Genomic DNA, 16985 nt, shown 5'->3' with positions numbered 1-16985 from the left:
CACGAATGATTTCGATCGAGGCTAAATTAAAAGAACGAATCAAAGAACTTACCTGTCTCTACGAGGTTACTTCCATCATCGTAAATTCGGACTACGACCAATTAGAGACCTCACTTGAAGCGATTGTATATAGTCTGAAGAAAGCTTGGCAATTTGAGGATGTAACAGAAGTTCTTCTATCAGTCGGCGATTACAAAGTGAAGACTGAGGACTTTCGTCCTGATATGGTAGACATCAAGTCCGACATAAAGGTTTTCAATAAAGTCGATGGACAAATTATCGTTGGCTACCCTTCTGAAAAATATGCTGTTTCCGATTTTTTGGACGAAGAAAAGATCTTACTTGATAATGTTAGTCTGGCCGTCGGGAACCTATTGGAAAGAAAACAAATTCGAGATAGCGAAGCGGCCGCTAGAAGACAAATGGAACGTACAGACCGTTTGCACATTCTTGGAGAAATCACAGCGGGTATCGCCCACGAACTGAATACCCCGTTGGCCAATATCCTCGGATTTGCCGAATTGTTGAAAGAAAAAGTATCCAAAGAAGAAAATGTTCGCGATTTAAAAAAGATAATGGACAATGCGATTTTCAGTCGTGAAATCGTAAAAAAATTAATGTTCTTCGCCTGTGAAATGCCACAGGAAATGAAAACTGTCGAATTGAAGCCTGCCATAGAAAATGTATTAAAATTGCTTGGCCCATCCCTTCGTGAAAAAAATATAAACCTAACCAAATCGTTCAGTAACGATGCTATTAAACTTCGGGCCGATACCGTACAATTGACACAGGTCTTGTTCAACCTGATCATGAATGCAGCTTACTATTCTCCTACTGGTAGCACGATAGATGTAAACGTAACCGCAAAAGAAAAGAAAATCCGAATCCAGATTTCGGACCAGGGCAAGGGAATTGCTCCTGAGATCGAAGATAAGATTTTTGAACCTTTTTTTACGACCAAACCCATTGGTGAAGGTTCCGGTTTAGGGCTTAGTGTCGTTCATGGTATTATCAGCAGTCATAAAGGGTCTATTTCACATCAACCAAATACGCCCAAAGGCGCTATATTTACCGTTGATTTTCCTAAATTGTAGGTATGGCATTGCACAAAGAGAACATTCTTATCGTAGACGATGACATCGATATTCTGGAGCTTTTACAACGGCACCTAAAATCGATGGACTATCATGCCTTTAAGGCCGTTTCAGTTAAGGAGGCGCTTTTTATCCTAAAGGATACGTTTATCGATTTATTGATAACCGACATTCAGATGCCGGAGGTAGACGGGTTGCAGTTGTTAAAGTATGCCGATGAACATTACCCTGAAATGCCTAAGCTGGTCATTACGGGCTACCCTTCCGTGGATGGTGCATTGGAGGTCATCAAGTCTGGGGCGACCGACTATTTGACCAAACCCTTTACCAAGGACGAGTTGAAACAGGCCGTACAAAAGTCTATTGAAAGTGGTGCAAAACTAGAAAAACGGCAACCTTCAATAGACAAGGGTAAGAACAATGGCTATGCCGACATGATCGGTGATTCTGAAGCTTTTCAAAAAATTACGGACATCATCGATAGGGTAAAGAACAACAGGGCCACGGTATTGATCCAAGGTGAAAGTGGTACGGGAAAGGAACTGGTAGCAAGGGCCATCCATTATTCGGGTAAATTTTCCCGAGCACCGTTTATTGCCGTCAACTGCGGTGCGATTCCCGAAAACTTGCAAGAGGCCGAACTTTTTGGTTATACCAAAGGAGCCTTTACCGGCGCAAATGAAAACCGTAATGGATTCTTTCAGGCTGCCGAAGGCGGTACCTTGTTTTTAGATGAAATCGGTTCGGCATCCCTAGCCGTACAGACCAAATTGTTACGCGCCTTGCAGGAGAAGGAAATCACAAGGGTAGGTTCGCGAAAGATCGAAAAAGTGGATATTAGAATAATTGCGGCAACGAATTCGGATTTGTTGGATGACATCAAAAACAAGGATTTTCGTGAAGATCTTTATTATCGCCTGACCGTTGTTGAAATCAATGTGCCGCCGTTACGGGAGCGTAAGTCCGATGTTTCTTTATTGGTCGAAAAGTTCTTGCGAAAATATGGTGTTGAATATAAAGACCGCCTACTTCGTATCTCACCGGAAGCTTTACTAGTTCTGGAACGGTATCATTGGCCAGGAAATATCCGGGAACTAGAAAATATCATACAACGGGTGGTCATTATGTCCGATGGAGTAATCGGTGTGAAAGACCTTCCCGACTTCCTAAAATTTCAAATAGACTTTCCCGATACTGGTTTTTTACCCCTTCGGGAAATGGAAAAAGAATATGTTCAAAAAGTACTCCTCCATGCCCAAGGCAACAAGACAAAAGCGGCCGAAATACTTCAAATCGACCGTAAAACCTTACGGGACAAATTGAAATCCTAAACTGGGTAAAATCTCCCCAATCGAGGAATTACTCCCCGCTAAGCAAAATCCTATCCCAATAAATCCTGAATTTTTATAACTGATTTTCAGTCGGTTATGGTTTTTGGCATGCGCTAGCATTTTAGGGGCATACCATTTGCCTTAAGTGGCATAAATCAAAATGAGGAAAATGGTATTGATACTCAAATCCATACCAAGTGCATGGGTAGCATTCGATAAACGTGAGCGGTCAAATAGAGCATTGTGCCACAAGGATAGAACAATAAAGTAAGAATCCATGCAATACGGTAGTTTAGTATTCGGCAAAGAAAATTTTGTGATGATCAAGTATTTTCAAGAAATGAACGAGATGTATGCCGATTATGCGCACAAGAATACGTTGGACCTACTAACGGAAAACATGTCTAACGCGCTTATAGTCGATACGGCCAAATTGCCCAAAGACATTGTTCAGATATACTCAACCATTACCGTGTCCAGCAAATCGGGCTGGCTTGAAACCTTTCGGTTAGTGCCGCCCTACGAGGAGCGTATTAAAAACGGTAAAATCTCAGTCATAAGTACATTGGGCGCATCGGTCATAGGGCTTTCTGAAGGCGACACCTTGAACTACGGTCTCCCAGGGCATATGATGCTGTTGAGAATCGAAAAAGTGGCCCAAGACAGAAAGCGGGTGAAATTAAGAATCCCAGAAGAGGCGATAAAAAAAGATGTCACCTAAGCCATATAGAAATTCATTAACCCTAAATATACAGATATGATCAAGTATGCAATTGCCCTTTTATTTTCAGTAAGTATGTTAAACGCACAGAGCTCCGTAAACCAAGAAGCGACCGACGTGGAAGTCGGTGATATTTTTGAAATCGGTAAACCTGAGGCGAACATGTACGAACACATCAATTTTCCCAGAGCGAACTTCATAATAAAAAGAGGTGGTATCGCCAATTATAAGCGAGCGGAGGGGCAAAAAGTGGTTGTTACGTCCATAAAAGAAAAAAAAGACGGTACGACCCAAGTTAAAATCAAGCGCACGGATGGTAACCGCTTCTTCGGAAGCCACACCGTAGTATCGGTAGATTTTAAAGAGGCCTTGGCCTCCGGAGAATTGGAGGCGCTGTAAATATTTGGTTGCCTGCCTGCCTGCCGCGGGCAGGGTTGATGGGACCCGCCTGGTTTATAAGAGTTTGTTTTGCTCGAATAAAAGACAAAACCAGGTGGGTTATCAAATCCTGTAAACCGACCTCATAAAACAAATTTATAACATCTAAAAGATAGAAACCATGTTTGCAAAACTCACGACAGCACAACGAATACAAGTAGGTTTGATATTGGCCATGGCATTTCTATTGGTGTTGGGTTCCAACAGGTTAGACCAAAAGCATTTCTCGACAATCCAAAATACGGTCAACTCGGTCCATGAAGATCGCGTAGTAGTGCAGGATTTTATCTATCAGTTGAGCAAAATCGCACACCGAAAGGAACTACGGTTCGTTCAGAATGGTGTCTTTGAACTGGATGCCTCGGAAAACCAAAAAATAAATCAGCTATTGGTTGATTTTGGAATGACAAAACTCACTCCGAAAGAATCAAATCTACTCGATCAAATGACCCGGCAATTTGCACAATTGGAAGACCTGGAGAATAAAATTGCCAATCCCACAACGGTATCAGAATCTGATTTTGGGATTCTAGCCCATAAAATACTTCACGAAATCACTCAAAACTTAGATGGACTGGCCGAAATACAGCTTTCCGAGAGCGCACAACTAACCCAACGCTCACAAAAGTCGCTGGGCATGAACATCATGCTTTCCAAACTCGAAGTTGCTTTTATGATTGTCATCGGAATTGCCATGCTTTTCCTGATTTTCATGCCCGTGAAAACAATGCACATGGTTCAAGAAAACGAATTTACTAGGTAGAACTTAAAACGAACAAAAAATGATCCGATGAAAGAATATTTGAGGAGTATATGCTCCACGTGCAGATACCTGCCCAACTGTGCACTGACTACTGACAAAACCAACATCAGCTCTTGTAGCGAATACGTGCACAAATTTGATAAAGAATACCCGCCCCTGCTCACAGAACCGATTGAACTAAACAGTGGTAGCGGTCAAGAGAACGATAAAGAACTTGTATTAAATTAAAACCGATGGTAACAAAAACACCAATAAAGAAAAAGACATTGAAACAGGGCATGTTGGACAACGTCATGCGCCAGTTCGAGAATGCGGCCGATATTATCGACCTCAATCGCAACATCCGAAAAATCCTGGAAGTTACCAATAATGAACTTGTGGTGCATTTTCCGGTCCGTATGGATAATGGCGAAGTCGAGGTCTTTACGGGCTACCGCGTTCAACATAACAATGCATTGGGTCCCTATAAAGGAGGGCTACGCTATCACGAGACTGTCGATATCGATGCCGCAAGGGCATTGGCCATGTGGATGACCTGGAAAACTTCGTTGGCAGGCTTGCCCTACGGTGGAGCAAAAGGGGGAATACAGTTGGATCCAAAAAAATACTCCGATACCGAACTGGAAAGGATAACCCGTCGATTTACATACGCCTTGGGTGATAACATAGGGCCAGAACTCGATATTCCCGCTCCCGACGTGAACACAAACGCCCAGACCATGGCGTGGATATTGGACACCTATATGTCCACTAAACCACCTGCCGAGCGCTCCACGAACATGCACGTGGTTACCGGCAAACCTATTGGCGCAGGCGGTTCGGAAGGACGAGATCGGGCCACGGGCTATGGGGTATTTCTGACCATCAAGTTTTGGGCGGAACGAAAGAATGTTCAACTAAAGGATAAAAAGTTCATCGTACAAGGCTTTGGAAATGTGGGGTACTGGACTTCCCATTTCTTGGAAAAAGAAGGTGCAATTTTGACCGCAGTACAGGATGCCTCGGGAACCATTCTCAATGAAAACGGAATTTCGGCGGAAGCTCTTCTGGCCTATTCCGATGCGAATAACAGGAGTATCCGTGGTTTTGCCGATGCCCGACCCATAGAAAGTTTGGAATTTTTCAGTTTGGACTGCGATATCATCGTCCCAGCTGCGTTGGGTAATCAGATTACCGCAGAAAACGCAAAAAAGATAAAAGCCTATCTGATCGCAGAAGGGGCCAATGGGCCTACCGATGTTGAGGCGGAGAAAATCCTATTAAAAAAAGGCATTGAAATCATTCCCGATATCCTTTGCAATTCCGGTGGTGTTATCGGTAGTTATTTCGAATGGCTACAGAACCGCAATGGCGAAATCTGGCAATTGGATGAGGTCATGGCCAAACTGGAGAAAAAACTGAAAGAATCGTTTTCCAAAGTTATGGAAACTGCCAAAAACAGAAATGTCGATATGCGTACGGCTGCTTTCATCATTGCCATCGAACGGTTGGAGGAGGCTTATATACAACGGGGAATTTTTCCTTAAAAATTAAGATAATGAAATGAGCCAGTCCAATTCTTAATGCCTAAGGTGTTGTTATTGGCGAATTACACCTGCCAGCCGGCAAGCTGGTCTGATCTATAATAAACTATAATAATGAACAGATGAAACACGGAAGTTTGATCATAGAGAAAAAGGAATATGTCATTCTAAAGCGTGCGTTGAACCTATCGGGATACCATCATGATGATACCTTGCGGAAATCCGTCAGGAAACTATCGAAGGAAATGGAATCCGCCAGAATATGTGACGATAGCGATATGCCCGACGATGTGGTTCGTCTGAATTCGGTAGTAACTATCGTTTCCCAAAAAGGATGGCATAAGAAATTTCAGTTGGTACTACCTAAGGAAAGCGATGTCAAGAAAGATAAAATTTCGTTGTTGACCCCTATGGGTGCAGCCGTAATGGGGTATGCCGAGGGTGATTTTTTGGTATGGGAGTTTCCTAGTGGAGAACAAAAATTGACCATAGAAAGCGTAGAGCAGCAGAACAAACGTCTAAATGTAGACCTAGTATTATGAAGACACGACTTTTTTACGAACACGAACCAGATAGTCTAATTATGTTTAAAAAGGACAGCCTTGAAATAGCAAGCTGGACCGAAAGCCTTGAATTTATAAACACGGAATTGGGCTATCTGTTGGAGATTGAAGATAGGATGTTAAACGACTCCAACCTGTATTCTCAGCTACATGCCATGCGTCGGGAGAATACTCTAAAATTAAGCGCATTGTACCGATATGAAACGGCGATGCGAAAAACAAGGGAATGTGATACTATGGCTTGTGATGCTTATTATCTGAATAATCATGAAAAACACCGCCATCTATATCTGGAGTACCTAAGGAATTACAGGATATTGAAGTCCAAAGTGCTTTCAAAAATACTGTTCCATGCCAAAAGATAATAGGTATACATAAACAACCATTATGGGAAAGAAACTAGTATTACTGACAGATTTTTCATGGAATTCATGGAATGCCATTCAATACGCGATAAGGTTATTTAAGAATTGCGAATGTGAATTCTATATAATGAACGCGTATGCCAAGGAAGTTTACGGATTGGATAGCTTTGCGCTCTTAGACCCAGATGAAGCGTTTAACACCATGTCGGAAAAACGTTCCAAAGAACGGTTGGGAGATATTATGGAACGACTTATGTTGGAGCATGAAAATTCCCCCTATAACCTACAGCATCGATTTCATGTGCTTTCACGTTCCGAACATTTTATAGATGCCGTTAAGAACATAGTTGAAGAATTGCAGATTGATATGGTTGTTATGGGAGCTAAAGGAATATCTAATAATTACGAAGGTCGTTATGGTAAGAACACGTTGGAGGTTATTAAGAATATCAGGGCATGTCCTGTACTCGTGGTTCCCAAGAACGTGGTACTTGACCGGCCGGAAGAAATCGTTTTGACCACCAACTTTAATACCGATTTGAAGATTTCAGAGATAGAATCCCTGATTGAAATAGCCAAGATCAGTGGGGCCAGCATACAGGTCTTGAGTTTGGTGGATAATGGTTCGTTTACCTTGCAACAGAAGAACAACAAACTAATGCTCCGAAAATATCTGAAAGGTATAGACCACAGTTTTAATGTGCTGCACAATGTGGAAATGGCGACTGCCCTAAATTGTTTTGTTGAAATAAAACATAGCAATATGATTAGTTACATCGCTAAAAAACCTTCCTTTTTAGAAAAGTGGGGCATAAGTAAATCGACCTTGGGAAAATTAGGATACTTTGAAGATGTTCCCGTATTGGCCTTACATGGGTAAAAATACTACATATTGAACCGTATCTCAATACTAGAAGCGGGAAGATAAATACTTACATTAAGGAGAACGAAATCGACAAAACATTGGCCATAAACGGCATGAACTTAACAAATTTCGGGGTGTTCTGAAAATATGCGGGTACGTATCTCGAAAATCATCCTGCTGTCAACAAAGATATGACCTTGATGGTATGCCTTTGGAAATCCATGTCTTTAGTTCGGACAAACGATCGGAAAATTATGAATATAGTATGGTAGACATTTTCGACCATATATTAGCCGCATTACCCTATTTTGAACTAGCGATTTTTGAACTCCCCACTAGTTTAAAAGCATTGCCCAATCAATAACTAAGCATTTTCAATTTAAATCGTATGGGATTATGTTATGCAACTTTAAATAACGTTGTGATTCAATGAAAGTATTAGATTTGCATTGATATGTTGAGAAGACCTGAAGGCCTGTTTGGTGAAAAAGAAACAGGACATTGACTTATGTTGGTATGGTCGATTATAGGATTATGTTTTTACTATTTCAAACGATCAGGATATAACAACAAAAAGTACTGCCTATGACTGGAAAACAGGATACTAAAAGGATTATTAAGGATATATTTTTCCTTTCAGCAGGTGTGATAATGGCCAGCATAGGACTTAAGGGTTTTTTGTTGCCCAATGGTTTTCTTGATGGTGGCGCTATGGGTATTGCGTTGCTTGCACAGATACTTACGGGTATTGACCTTTCTGTACTCATCGTGCTGGTTAACCTCCCGTTTATTCTATTGGGGATACACCAAGTTTCCTTACAATTTGCAATAAAAAGTGCATTGGCCATTTTGGCACTTGCAGTATTGGTGCACTTTATTGTGTTGCCCACCATTACAGCCGATAAATTATTGATAGCTGTTTTCGGTGGCTTCTTTCTTGGGGCAGGTATCGGTTTGTCGATTAGGGGTGGGGGTGTAATAGATGGCACCGAGGTCTTGGCCATCACGGTGAGCAGAAAATCAAGCTTATCAGTGGGTGACTTTATATCGGTATTCAACGTAATTTTGTTTGCCTTTGCAGCCTTGCTGATCAATATAGAGACGGCAATGTATTCGATGCTCACGTATATCACAGCCTCTAAGACTGTAGATTTCATATTGAACGGTATTGAGGAATATATTGGCGTGATGATCATTTCGGACAAATACATAGAGATCAAACATAAGATCAGTTATGATTTGCAACGGGGAATTACGGTCTTTAGATCCGATGAAGGATTTGGCAAACGGGGAACCGATGCCATGGATAAAAAAATTCTTTTTTGTGCTATCACCCGATTGGAAGTCCCAAAACTTTTGTTTGAAATCGGAAAAATAGATGATAAGGCATTTATTGTGCAATATCCTTTGAAAGATGCCAAAGGAGGTATGATCAAAAAACGACCGCTACATTGAGTTGCATTCAATAATCAGGCTAGATCCATATAATAGCTACCGGAGTGCCAACATAAAACATGGGTTATTGTACAAATACGTATCGTTTATGTTGCGCTATTCGATCCTAATGGTATCGATTTCCTGCATCAACAGATGTGTTTCGGCAAGGGCAACGATGATTTTTTGGTAATGGAGTATATCCTCAAAATCAAGGGTGCGGCCCCTGCGGTCCTTGAGCCATTTCTGGGCAGGCTGGTGACCACCCATATAAAGCTCCCAAGTCGTTAACGGTATCTTGTCAAAGAATTGGGTATCGTTGATCCAAACTCTACCTACTTGGTTTTGTACGTCGAAAAGTTCCCAGTCTTTTATTCCGATTTTGGTCGTTATTTCGTTGCTGCCATCCTCGGAGTAGCCCGTAATATATTCCTCGACCTTCGGACTCTCCAACAAATGGAGCTGCCTGAGTTGTCCGCCTAAGCGTACCAGTTGCCAAAAGGTGGTGGTATTGCGTGGAAAAGGCACCTTCTGAAAATCGATTTTCAGGAACTCTTTGTGCTTTTCCCGATAACTCGGCGAATACAGAACGGCATAGATATAGTTTAAAAGATCAATGGGGGCAAAAGTTTCCCTGTATTCATCACGGATTTCCGGACTGTTGATCATACAGACATTACTGCACGAACCCTGAGTGGGGTCGAAAGGTTCTGCAACAAAAGTCAGCCCTAAATGTTGCTCTATTTGTTTTAGCATTGGGACAGGCTCACTATGGTTATCGACATGAATACTACCGTACCATTTGTTTAATTCATCCAAATAATTCCCCAAATTCATGTCAGACTACTTATAGATTGTTATTGAAAAAATTCTAAGTAAAGGCTATTCATTTATTGTCTTATCTCAAACTCCGGGCAATCCAATCGGATATCCTTGACCAATAACTCTTGATCCAGCAGGTTACAGAAATCCACATTTTTGTTTTTTTGATAGAAGGTGCAGCCGTAGCACGTTCGCTGTACGGTTAGAATTCCGTTACGGTTGAGTTTATAGATCAGTTCTCCCAAGGTTTTGAATACATCATCCAATTCAGATTGGCCCAGGCCATCGATTTCGTTTTTTAAGGGGTTGGCAAAATCATTGGTCTTCGATAAGATCTCTTGGCCTAATTGGGATAAATGTATGCTGTAACTGCGATTGTCGGTAGCAGAATAATCCTTGATGATCATCCCTTTTTTATCCAAAATCTTGATGGCATCACTAACCGTCGGTTTGGTAATATTGAATTCTTTGGCCAAATGACTGACGTTACACAGCTCCGGTTTGTGAAAAGCGATGAATATCAGTAGTTGGATCTGGATGGGGCTTAGCCCTACCAACTTTGCCTTATCCCAAAGTAAGGTCTTGAATACTTCCGAAATACGTTCTAAACCTGCAACGATTTTAGAGGAAATATCCTTTTGTTGTTGTTCTGGATTGAAAATACTTTTTTCTGTCATAAAAAAACCTGCCGGTATTTGTCCGACAGGTAAAGTTAGTCATCCTAATTAATTTAGTCACAGTTTTCCATCTCGATAATAGCAAAGCCGTGTTTGGCTATTGCTTCCACTATTTCTTCGGATGCATGCTCTATATGGCAAAAGCGACATTCTTTTGTGGTCAACGAATGATTTTCGACGGATTTGGCTATCAAATACGCATTGCCGAAACCGAACACGGTCTTCGGTTCTTTTAAATCGCTCGGCACGAGAATATCGAAGTGCATGCTGCGCCCGTCTTTCCTGTGCACATAAGTGTCCCAAACTGAAACTTTCATTAAATTATCCTTTTACATCGGCCATGGACGCACCGAAATTAATATGCAATGCATTGCCGTTTGGTGTCACCAAGGCGGGAACGGATTTTACCCCTGCCTTTTCTGCCTCGGAAATCCGCGATCGGTCTTCCCCGATGTTCACTACTTCCACATTTTCAGAACCGACCAAAGTAACGATGTCATGTTCTGCACTTACGCATACTGGACATCCTGCGTGATAAAAAATCGATTTTTTCATTTTGCTTTGTTTTAAGTTTTCGCAATAGTGCAATACTAATATAGTAAGGAATCCTAACAAAAACAAATGAATCTATATATTCATTTTAAAAAAGGTCATTTTGGGTATAAAGGGTTGGACTTACAAAGGAGATTAAACTTATAGATAACAGGTTGAATACTAGATGAATAATGAAGGGGGTTCTTTAATCTAAAACCACCTTTTCAATTCGTTTAATACCGTTCCTATTCATAATCACGCGGTAACGACTAAACTCGATTCCATCTTCTGTATAATACTTTTGAATAATATTGATATTATAGACCTTATTGGCCGCTTTCATATACACCTCGCCCTTTTTCACTAAAATATAGTCCTTTTTTGGGTCATCCATATACTGTATGAATCGATGGAAATTCAGGCGCGTAATATCGGTTAAACCGAGAATATTTTCGTCTGACAGGTCACTGCCAAATTTTTTCGGGTAAATCGTGACTTTCTTTTTATACTCTATTATTTGCTCATTCAAAGATCTTTCGGAAATTCCGATGACCATATCTTTTTGACGGTGTTTCTTTACTTTTGGGCCTAGTATTTTTAGCGGTACAAAGGAAAACTTTTCCTTTATTAGGCCGATCTTATTATCTAGCGCATTGGTGACCTTTATTTTATAATCATAAAAGAAACTATTTGATTTACTCACGAATAGTTGACTTACCGAACCTTTTATCCGGTCTTTGAGCATATAGCCAACGACCAAGGCAATAAAAAAAGGCAGTGTGAAATTGCCATAGACTTGTTGATAATAAAAAGCAACAGCAGTTGAGAAAACCATGGCCAACCCTGCGGCAAATGCCAATACCGTCTGTTCGAACATCGCCCCATCTTTTCGTATATCCTGATATAAAAAGAAAACGCTTTCAATGTATTTCTTTAACCTGTTTCTTTTATAGAGGAGGTCCTCAGGATTTACATTTTTATCTTTGGGTGAAACGTAATTCTTCTGCTTTTTATATTTCTGCTCAGATTCAATTAGGCCCACAATCATTTCGAGGGAATTCGTTTCGATCTTTCTGTTTTTAATATTATTGAACAGTTTCATGAGTTGTAGCTCAATTTCATTGCTTATATGTTCATCAGCATAGAATACAACATTCATATGTGTGTCCTTTAATGATGACTCTTTTAGCATCCCCACAATGGCCCTGAATTCTGAAACAATCAGGTTTATTTTTTCTATAAAATCAATGATTTCATCATTGGATATTTTTTTTCTTTTGATCAACGTATCAGTTTCATCCCTAAGCAAACTACTTAGGGTTGCCGCAAACATTTTTACCTGGTTCTTAAAAAGGGGAAAGTTCTGATTCGTTCTATTTTTAATGAATATTTCAGTATTCTTTGTTAGGTTCTTTAGTAATAACCGCTCCCCTCTACTTATTTCACCCAACGTATAATTTGGCGTGTCGTATTTTAAAAAAAGCCTTACATCATTATAAAACTTAGTAGCGGGGTATGTTTTACCATTGATATTTAAACTATCGGGAAGAAAAAGATACGTAAGTGTGGTATATTTTGATTTTTTACTTTTAGAAATCCGATCATAAGTGACATCTATGATGACCGAAAATTTATCGTGTATCTCTATTTTGCTTCGTATCAAAATATTCTTCGTGTTACAGATTTACATCCTATGTTCCCCTCCGATATTTAGGTTCTGACAAAGGCCTTGTGATAATCGAATGTTTCCGTTTGGTTGGTTGTATCGGAGGGTTTGTCAAAGCCCAAAATAGGAAAACATGGGAACATTATCCTGACAATTATAATATAGGAAAGTTACGTAAAAGTTAAATACTAACTACTGGGTTTCATCTTGAAAACGATGTTGTTCAATTCTTCATTGATTGGGATTTGGCAAGCCAACCGACTTTTGGAAGTCCTCCCATGGATTTTTGAAAGCGTATGTCTTTCGTCATCATCCATTTGTAGGTCAATATTACCTTCCAAAATCTCGATATGGCAGGTGCCACACCAGGCCCTACCTTTACAATCGCCCCAATCTTCAACATATTTGTCAAAAAGAAGCTCCATAAGGCTATGGTATTCATTGTTTTTGAAGTCGGCCCGACATTCATCCCCAAATTCATTGAAATAAGTAAGGTTGTATATTTTTGGAGTCGACACCGGTTCAAAGGGGGTTACGTAAAGAACATCATAGTAGAAAAATGGAGATTACAGCACCACTGAACAACACACTTAGGACGAGTAGGTTAAATGTGGTCTTTGGTTTCAATTGGGCCAGTATGGCCCCATTAAAGGCCATACAAAGAATAGTCACAAAAAAAAGCAGCACTAACAGCGGTACTTTGGATAAATCGCTCATAAGGATCATCATCGCTGCCACCGAGCCGATACAACTTTGCCCTATGATGGCGATAGCTGCATAGCCCATTTGTCCCTTCTTGAATTCTTCCAAAAGTTCATTATAGAGTTTCATAGGGTTCGTTTTATTTCCAGAATTCATCCTCCGTATTATCTTGAACGTTAGTCTCGGCGTGTAATTCCGAAATGGTTTTCAATTGTTCTTTAGAAGCGACTTTTTGTATTTCCTTGAATAGTACGCGTTCTTCAAAGCGAATGTGTTGTTCCAGTTCTTCCTCGATCAAACCCAACGAATTTGAAATCGAAGTGGTCTCTGTAAATAAACGGATCAACCTACGATGCTCGGTAAGAGCTCTTTTTACAAGTTCATCTTTGTCGCCCAGGATGGGGAAAATGTATTTTTCCTCTAATTCGAAATGGGGCACCAAATGTGTTTTAAAAAACCAATCTATATATCGTTTTATTCTTTCAATTGCTACACCTTTGGTAAATCCGGTCCGTATTTTCCAGCACAGAAGTAAGCCGTGATGGTGATCACGACTCACTTGTATCAATGCCTTGTCTCTTTTGATGGGAGGGGTCTTCATTCCTGACAGGTGTATTAGCTGGGATCTGCCAACTGTTTTTCCAATTTCGCTGCTTTCGGAAAAAGAATGTTGTTTTCCAAGTGAATATGATTGTGTAGATCTTCTTCAAATTCCTTTAGCAATGCATAGGTTACAGTATAAGTTGAACACGCATCCGCTGGGGGAGTGTACCCATGGCTCAAGGCCTCTATTAGTCTAAACCGTTCCCCTTCGTTATCATGTTCTTGCATCATGACATGGATCGGGTTTTGAATGGTGCCAAAATGAAGGGGCTCCATCTTGCTTCCGTTTTGTTTTGCTTGTACCATTTTACGAACGGCTGGGAATACGATTAGTTCTTCCTTCTTCATATGCATGGCCAGTTCACCTGCTGATGCATTGAAATGTTCTGTAATATCGAATAGTTCGGGGTGCCGTTCTCCATGAACCTGGCAGAGTTTGTTTAGGTATTGGGTTAAAACAGGAATTCGTTCCTCTACATACCGATGATGTTTTTTCTCAATATAATCGGCAAGAAGATCTAATGGCCATGATTTAAAATCGATGTTGTCGCCATTGCTTTGGTTTTGCACGTTCCGAATTTCCTTTAAAAGTAGTTCAGCATCCAACTTATTTTTATCGGCCACTTCCTGAATGCTTCGGTTGCCCCTACAACAAAAATCAATTTTATGATTTTTGAATACTTGAGCCGTACGGTAATCTTCGGCCACTATTTCACCAATGTTTGTTTTAAGAGTATTTTCCATGATAAATTAAATAATTTAATGTTTCTAAAATAAAATAGGACAAAAAGGTCCTGTTTAGTTTCAAATTTTTTTATCGTTTTAGATAAGTTAAGCCCACCTCTAATCCCGAAGTCATTTCGTATAGGGTGGTGTTTTCAAGCATATTCCTAAGCCCCTCCCGAACCGCAACGAATTTGTCGTGTACCGGACAGGGCTTATTGGCATTGCATTTCTCCAACCCAAGTCCGCATCCCATATATACATTATCCCCATCAATGGCATAAACGATTTCACTTAGTTTTATATGGTTTATTTTATTTTTTACAATTTCGAATCCACCTGCTGCTCCCTGCACCGAATCAATAATATCACTCTTAGACAATTGCTGTAGAATCTTTGCAGTGAATGCCACCGGGGAACCTGTTTCCCTGGCAATGTCCTTTAAGCTGGTCCGCTTGCCCTCGAGGGATTGTAAAGCAATATAGATGGAAGCCCTTATACCGTATTCACATGCTTTTGAAAACATTCTTTAGCTTAATTAACGGAACAAAGATAATGGTATTTTTATATCGGACAAAATTATCCGAGTTAAATTTTAAATTTGAATGATGTAGGTCAAGACAATTTGTACTAGTTCATTCTGTGCCTGTCAATCACTCATTTAGTGCGATGTTGATACATATGCATAAACAACATGGTACTCATCTTCTGGGCCCTGTTCTTGGCAACCCAGGCCGTTTCTCCTTCAAATAATTCGTCGATGGTCGCAAACCAAAGGTTTAGCCATAATCCAAAATGTTCCGATGTAATCGTATGGTTCATCTTATCATCGACTTCTTGATGTGCTGTCATAGGATTGCCGTAATATTTGCGTTTTAAGAACAATTGGGTTTCCCAAAAATCTGTCAATAAAATTAAATGGGCATCCCAATCTTCTATGATACTATTGAAAATAGGGCCGAGCACTTCATCTTTCCTTATTTTTTTATAGAAGGTATTTATCAGTAAAGAAACATCTTCCCTATTTTTAATATCTGTTTTTGTTTGCATATCATACCAATTTAAGATTAAAATCGCAATAGTTCCGTCATTATGCCAATTCGAATGATATCCAATCGGTGCTGAAAATAGATGTTGTAGTAATCCGTTCCATGGTAATACCGTACAAAAAACCCGATGTCTTCCAAAAACTTGGGATGGTAATAAAACGTTAGACTGGCATTGAACCGCTTGATATAAAAGGTGTCCCAGTCGTTGATGTTATCCAAAAACCAAGTTGTCTCGGCCTTTAGGGAGAAATCGGCCTTTACCGAACCACGATGTCCCATTTTCACGGGGAGTTTGTAAGCAAAAAAGGAATTATGCCAACGAAAGCCACTATACTTGCCATGCAGTTCGTCCAGCATCCAACTTTTGGGGTGTATCTCGAACGAGCTTTTGAAAAACTTTTGTGCATTCAATGTTTTACTGAATCCGGATTTTATCAATCCCAGTTCAATAAAATTAGTGGCAAAGTTTCCAGTCTGCAGGTTGATATTCCCGTCTATATCATAAAAACCGCCGTCCTGCCCATTGGAATGGTGGGCCATTCTTCCGTACAGGGTAAAGTTGTCTGCCGCATTTCTTTTGCTCGCTAGATAATAGACCGAAATCTGCGGGATATAGCTCGGGGTCTTTACGGGATATGAAGCTTCATTGAACATACGGATTGTGATCTGCGCAGTGAGCACACCCATTAAACGGGAATCCTTACGTTCACGGATCACAAAACTGGGATTTACGTTGGCCTCGAACATCAAGGGTTCCAGATTACCAATATCCGTAGGAAAAGTGATATAGCTGTCACTCTGATTGACCTGCGCTATTTTCGCAAGGTCAAGATTGGGTAGGGAATCGTTTATTTGCGCATGTACCACCTGCGTTAAAAAGTGAATTATGATCAGTATGTAACCATACCTTTTCATTTGTAGATCATTTTTACGGATACCCTGGAATCTGAGTGCAGTTCGAAACTCGCCTTGGAGAAATTGGGACGGTTCGACAACCCGATGTTGGTATAGTTAGAAAAACCGATACCTTCGGTCGGGAGGATTAATCCCTTGTCTATTTTTCCATCTTCGTTTTCATCGTGCAGTACGTTGATGGCATATCTACCTTTGGG

General features: G+C 40.4%; 23 protein-coding genes. 10 read left to right on the top strand and 13 right to left on the bottom strand.

From position 1 onward, the window contains the following. Nucleotides 1-5: 5 nt before the first annotated feature. The 10 genes from WBM98_RS17545 (at nucleotide 6) to WBM98_RS17500 (ending at nucleotide 9118) form a co-directional block, all read left to right on the top strand. Complete coding sequence (locus tag WBM98_RS17545) at nucleotides 6-1094, top strand: sensor histidine kinase (protein ID WP_424367317.1); 1089 nt, start codon at nucleotides 6-8, stop codon at nucleotides 1092-1094. 2 nt (nucleotides 1095-1096) lie between these two features. Further along, nucleotides 1097-2425 (top strand): sigma-54-dependent transcriptional regulator, encoded by a 1329-nt coding sequence (locus WBM98_RS17540; RefSeq protein ID WP_424367316.1) that lies wholly within the window; start codon nucleotides 1097-1099, stop codon nucleotides 2423-2425. Nucleotides 2426-2702: 277 nt separating this feature from the next. Further along, nucleotides 2703-3146: a GreA/GreB family elongation factor gene (locus WBM98_RS17535; RefSeq protein WP_424367315.1), complete on the top strand. Its 444-nt coding sequence runs from the start codon at nucleotides 2703-2705 to the stop codon at nucleotides 3144-3146. A 36-nt stretch (nucleotides 3147-3182) separates the two neighbouring features. Beyond that, on the top strand, nucleotides 3183-3545 hold the full coding sequence (locus WBM98_RS17530) for a hypothetical protein (protein ID WP_424367314.1): 363 nt from the start codon (nucleotides 3183-3185) through the stop codon (nucleotides 3543-3545). A gap of 160 nt (nucleotides 3546-3705) precedes the next feature. Beyond that, nucleotides 3706-4347 carry a hypothetical protein gene (locus tag WBM98_RS17525; protein ID WP_424367313.1) on the top strand — a complete coding sequence of 214 codons (642 nt, stop codon included), beginning with the start codon at nucleotides 3706-3708 and terminating at the stop codon, nucleotides 4345-4347. Between the two features lie 233 nt (nucleotides 4348-4580). After that, nucleotides 4581-5873 carry a Glu/Leu/Phe/Val family dehydrogenase gene (locus WBM98_RS17520; protein ID WP_424367312.1) on the top strand — a complete coding sequence of 431 codons (1293 nt, stop codon included), beginning with the start codon at nucleotides 4581-4583 and terminating at the stop codon, nucleotides 5871-5873. Nucleotides 5874-5992: 119 nt separating this feature from the next. Then, on the top strand, nucleotides 5993-6412 hold the full coding sequence (locus WBM98_RS17515; RefSeq protein ID WP_424367311.1) for a GreA/GreB family elongation factor: 420 nt from the start codon (nucleotides 5993-5995) through the stop codon (nucleotides 6410-6412). Further along, on the top strand, nucleotides 6409-6798 hold the full coding sequence (locus tag WBM98_RS17510) for a hypothetical protein (protein WP_424367310.1): 390 nt from the start codon (nucleotides 6409-6411) through the stop codon (nucleotides 6796-6798). The genes WBM98_RS17515 and WBM98_RS17510 overlap by 4 nt, the downstream gene beginning before the upstream one ends. 22 nt (nucleotides 6799-6820) lie before the next feature. Further along, complete coding sequence (locus WBM98_RS17505) at nucleotides 6821-7678, top strand: universal stress protein (RefSeq protein WP_424367309.1); 858 nt, start codon at nucleotides 6821-6823, stop codon at nucleotides 7676-7678. Between the two features lie 570 nt (nucleotides 7679-8248). Continuing rightward, a complete protein-coding gene (locus WBM98_RS17500; protein ID WP_424367308.1) occupies nucleotides 8249-9118 on the top strand; it encodes a YitT family protein in 870 nt (289 codons plus the stop codon). A 96-nt stretch (nucleotides 9119-9214) separates the two neighbouring features. Here WBM98_RS17500 and WBM98_RS17495 read toward each other — a convergent pair whose 3' ends face one another. The 13 genes from WBM98_RS17495 to WBM98_RS17435 all read right to left on the bottom strand — a co-directional run. Next, a complete protein-coding gene (locus tag WBM98_RS17495; protein WP_424367307.1) occupies nucleotides 9215-9934 on the bottom strand; it encodes a type ISP restriction/modification enzyme in 720 nt (239 codons plus the stop codon). Between the two features lie 53 nt (nucleotides 9935-9987). After that, a complete protein-coding gene (locus WBM98_RS17490) occupies nucleotides 9988-10596 on the bottom strand; it encodes a MarR family winged helix-turn-helix transcriptional regulator (protein ID WP_424367306.1) in 609 nt (202 codons plus the stop codon). 53 nt (nucleotides 10597-10649) lie between these two features. Beyond that, nucleotides 10650-10913, bottom strand: a complete 264-nt coding sequence (locus tag WBM98_RS17485; RefSeq protein WP_424367305.1) for a DUF2024 family protein — start codon at nucleotides 10911-10913, stop codon at nucleotides 10650-10652. 4 nt (nucleotides 10914-10917) lie between these two features. Beyond that, nucleotides 10918-11151 (bottom strand): thioredoxin family protein, encoded by a 234-nt coding sequence (locus tag WBM98_RS17480; RefSeq protein ID WP_424367304.1) that lies wholly within the window; start codon nucleotides 11149-11151, stop codon nucleotides 10918-10920. A 184-nt stretch (nucleotides 11152-11335) separates the two neighbouring features. Continuing rightward, the gene (locus WBM98_RS17475) at nucleotides 11336-12793 is read right to left on the bottom strand and encodes a hypothetical protein (protein ID WP_424367303.1); all 1458 of its coding nucleotides are present in this window, start codon (nucleotides 12791-12793) and stop codon (nucleotides 11336-11338) included. A gap of 191 nt (nucleotides 12794-12984) precedes the next feature. Then, entirely contained in the window at nucleotides 12985-13221 is a 237-nt protein-coding gene (locus tag WBM98_RS17470; RefSeq protein ID WP_424367302.1) for a 2Fe-2S iron-sulfur cluster-binding protein, read from the bottom strand. 121 nt (nucleotides 13222-13342) lie between these two features. Continuing rightward, nucleotides 13343-13627 carry a hypothetical protein gene (locus tag WBM98_RS17465; RefSeq protein WP_424367301.1) on the bottom strand — a complete coding sequence of 95 codons (285 nt, stop codon included), beginning with the start codon at nucleotides 13625-13627 and terminating at the stop codon, nucleotides 13343-13345. A 10-nt stretch (nucleotides 13628-13637) separates the two neighbouring features. Continuing rightward, the gene (locus WBM98_RS17460; protein WP_424367300.1) at nucleotides 13638-14099 is read right to left on the bottom strand and encodes a hemerythrin domain-containing protein; all 462 of its coding nucleotides are present in this window, start codon (nucleotides 14097-14099) and stop codon (nucleotides 13638-13640) included. Nucleotides 14100-14113: 14 nt separating this feature from the next. Beyond that, complete coding sequence (gene ric, locus WBM98_RS17455; RefSeq protein ID WP_424367299.1) at nucleotides 14114-14845, bottom strand: iron-sulfur cluster repair di-iron protein; 732 nt, start codon at nucleotides 14843-14845, stop codon at nucleotides 14114-14116. A 70-nt stretch (nucleotides 14846-14915) separates the two neighbouring features. Beyond that, nucleotides 14916-15350: an RrF2 family transcriptional regulator gene (locus WBM98_RS17450; RefSeq protein ID WP_424367298.1), complete on the bottom strand. Its 435-nt coding sequence runs from the start codon at nucleotides 15348-15350 to the stop codon at nucleotides 14916-14918. A 131-nt stretch (nucleotides 15351-15481) separates the two neighbouring features. Continuing rightward, nucleotides 15482-15874: a group III truncated hemoglobin gene (locus WBM98_RS17445; RefSeq protein ID WP_424367297.1), complete on the bottom strand. Its 393-nt coding sequence runs from the start codon at nucleotides 15872-15874 to the stop codon at nucleotides 15482-15484. A 17-nt stretch (nucleotides 15875-15891) separates the two neighbouring features. Beyond that, on the bottom strand, nucleotides 15892-16788 hold the full coding sequence (locus WBM98_RS17440) for a hypothetical protein (RefSeq protein ID WP_424367296.1): 897 nt from the start codon (nucleotides 16786-16788) through the stop codon (nucleotides 15892-15894). Next, on the bottom strand, nucleotides 16785-16985 hold a 201-nt coding region (locus tag WBM98_RS17435), incomplete at its 5' end, for a DUF2141 domain-containing protein (RefSeq protein ID WP_424367295.1). The genes WBM98_RS17435 and WBM98_RS17440, both read right to left, overlap by 4 nt.

This window comes from Maribacter sp. (genome assembly GCF_049667165.1).
In the GTDB taxonomy this organism is placed as follows: domain Bacteria; phylum Bacteroidota; class Bacteroidia; order Flavobacteriales; family Flavobacteriaceae; genus Maribacter_A.
Note: the sequence above shows the minus strand (reverse complement) of the source record. Positions and strands in the feature narration are given on the sequence as shown.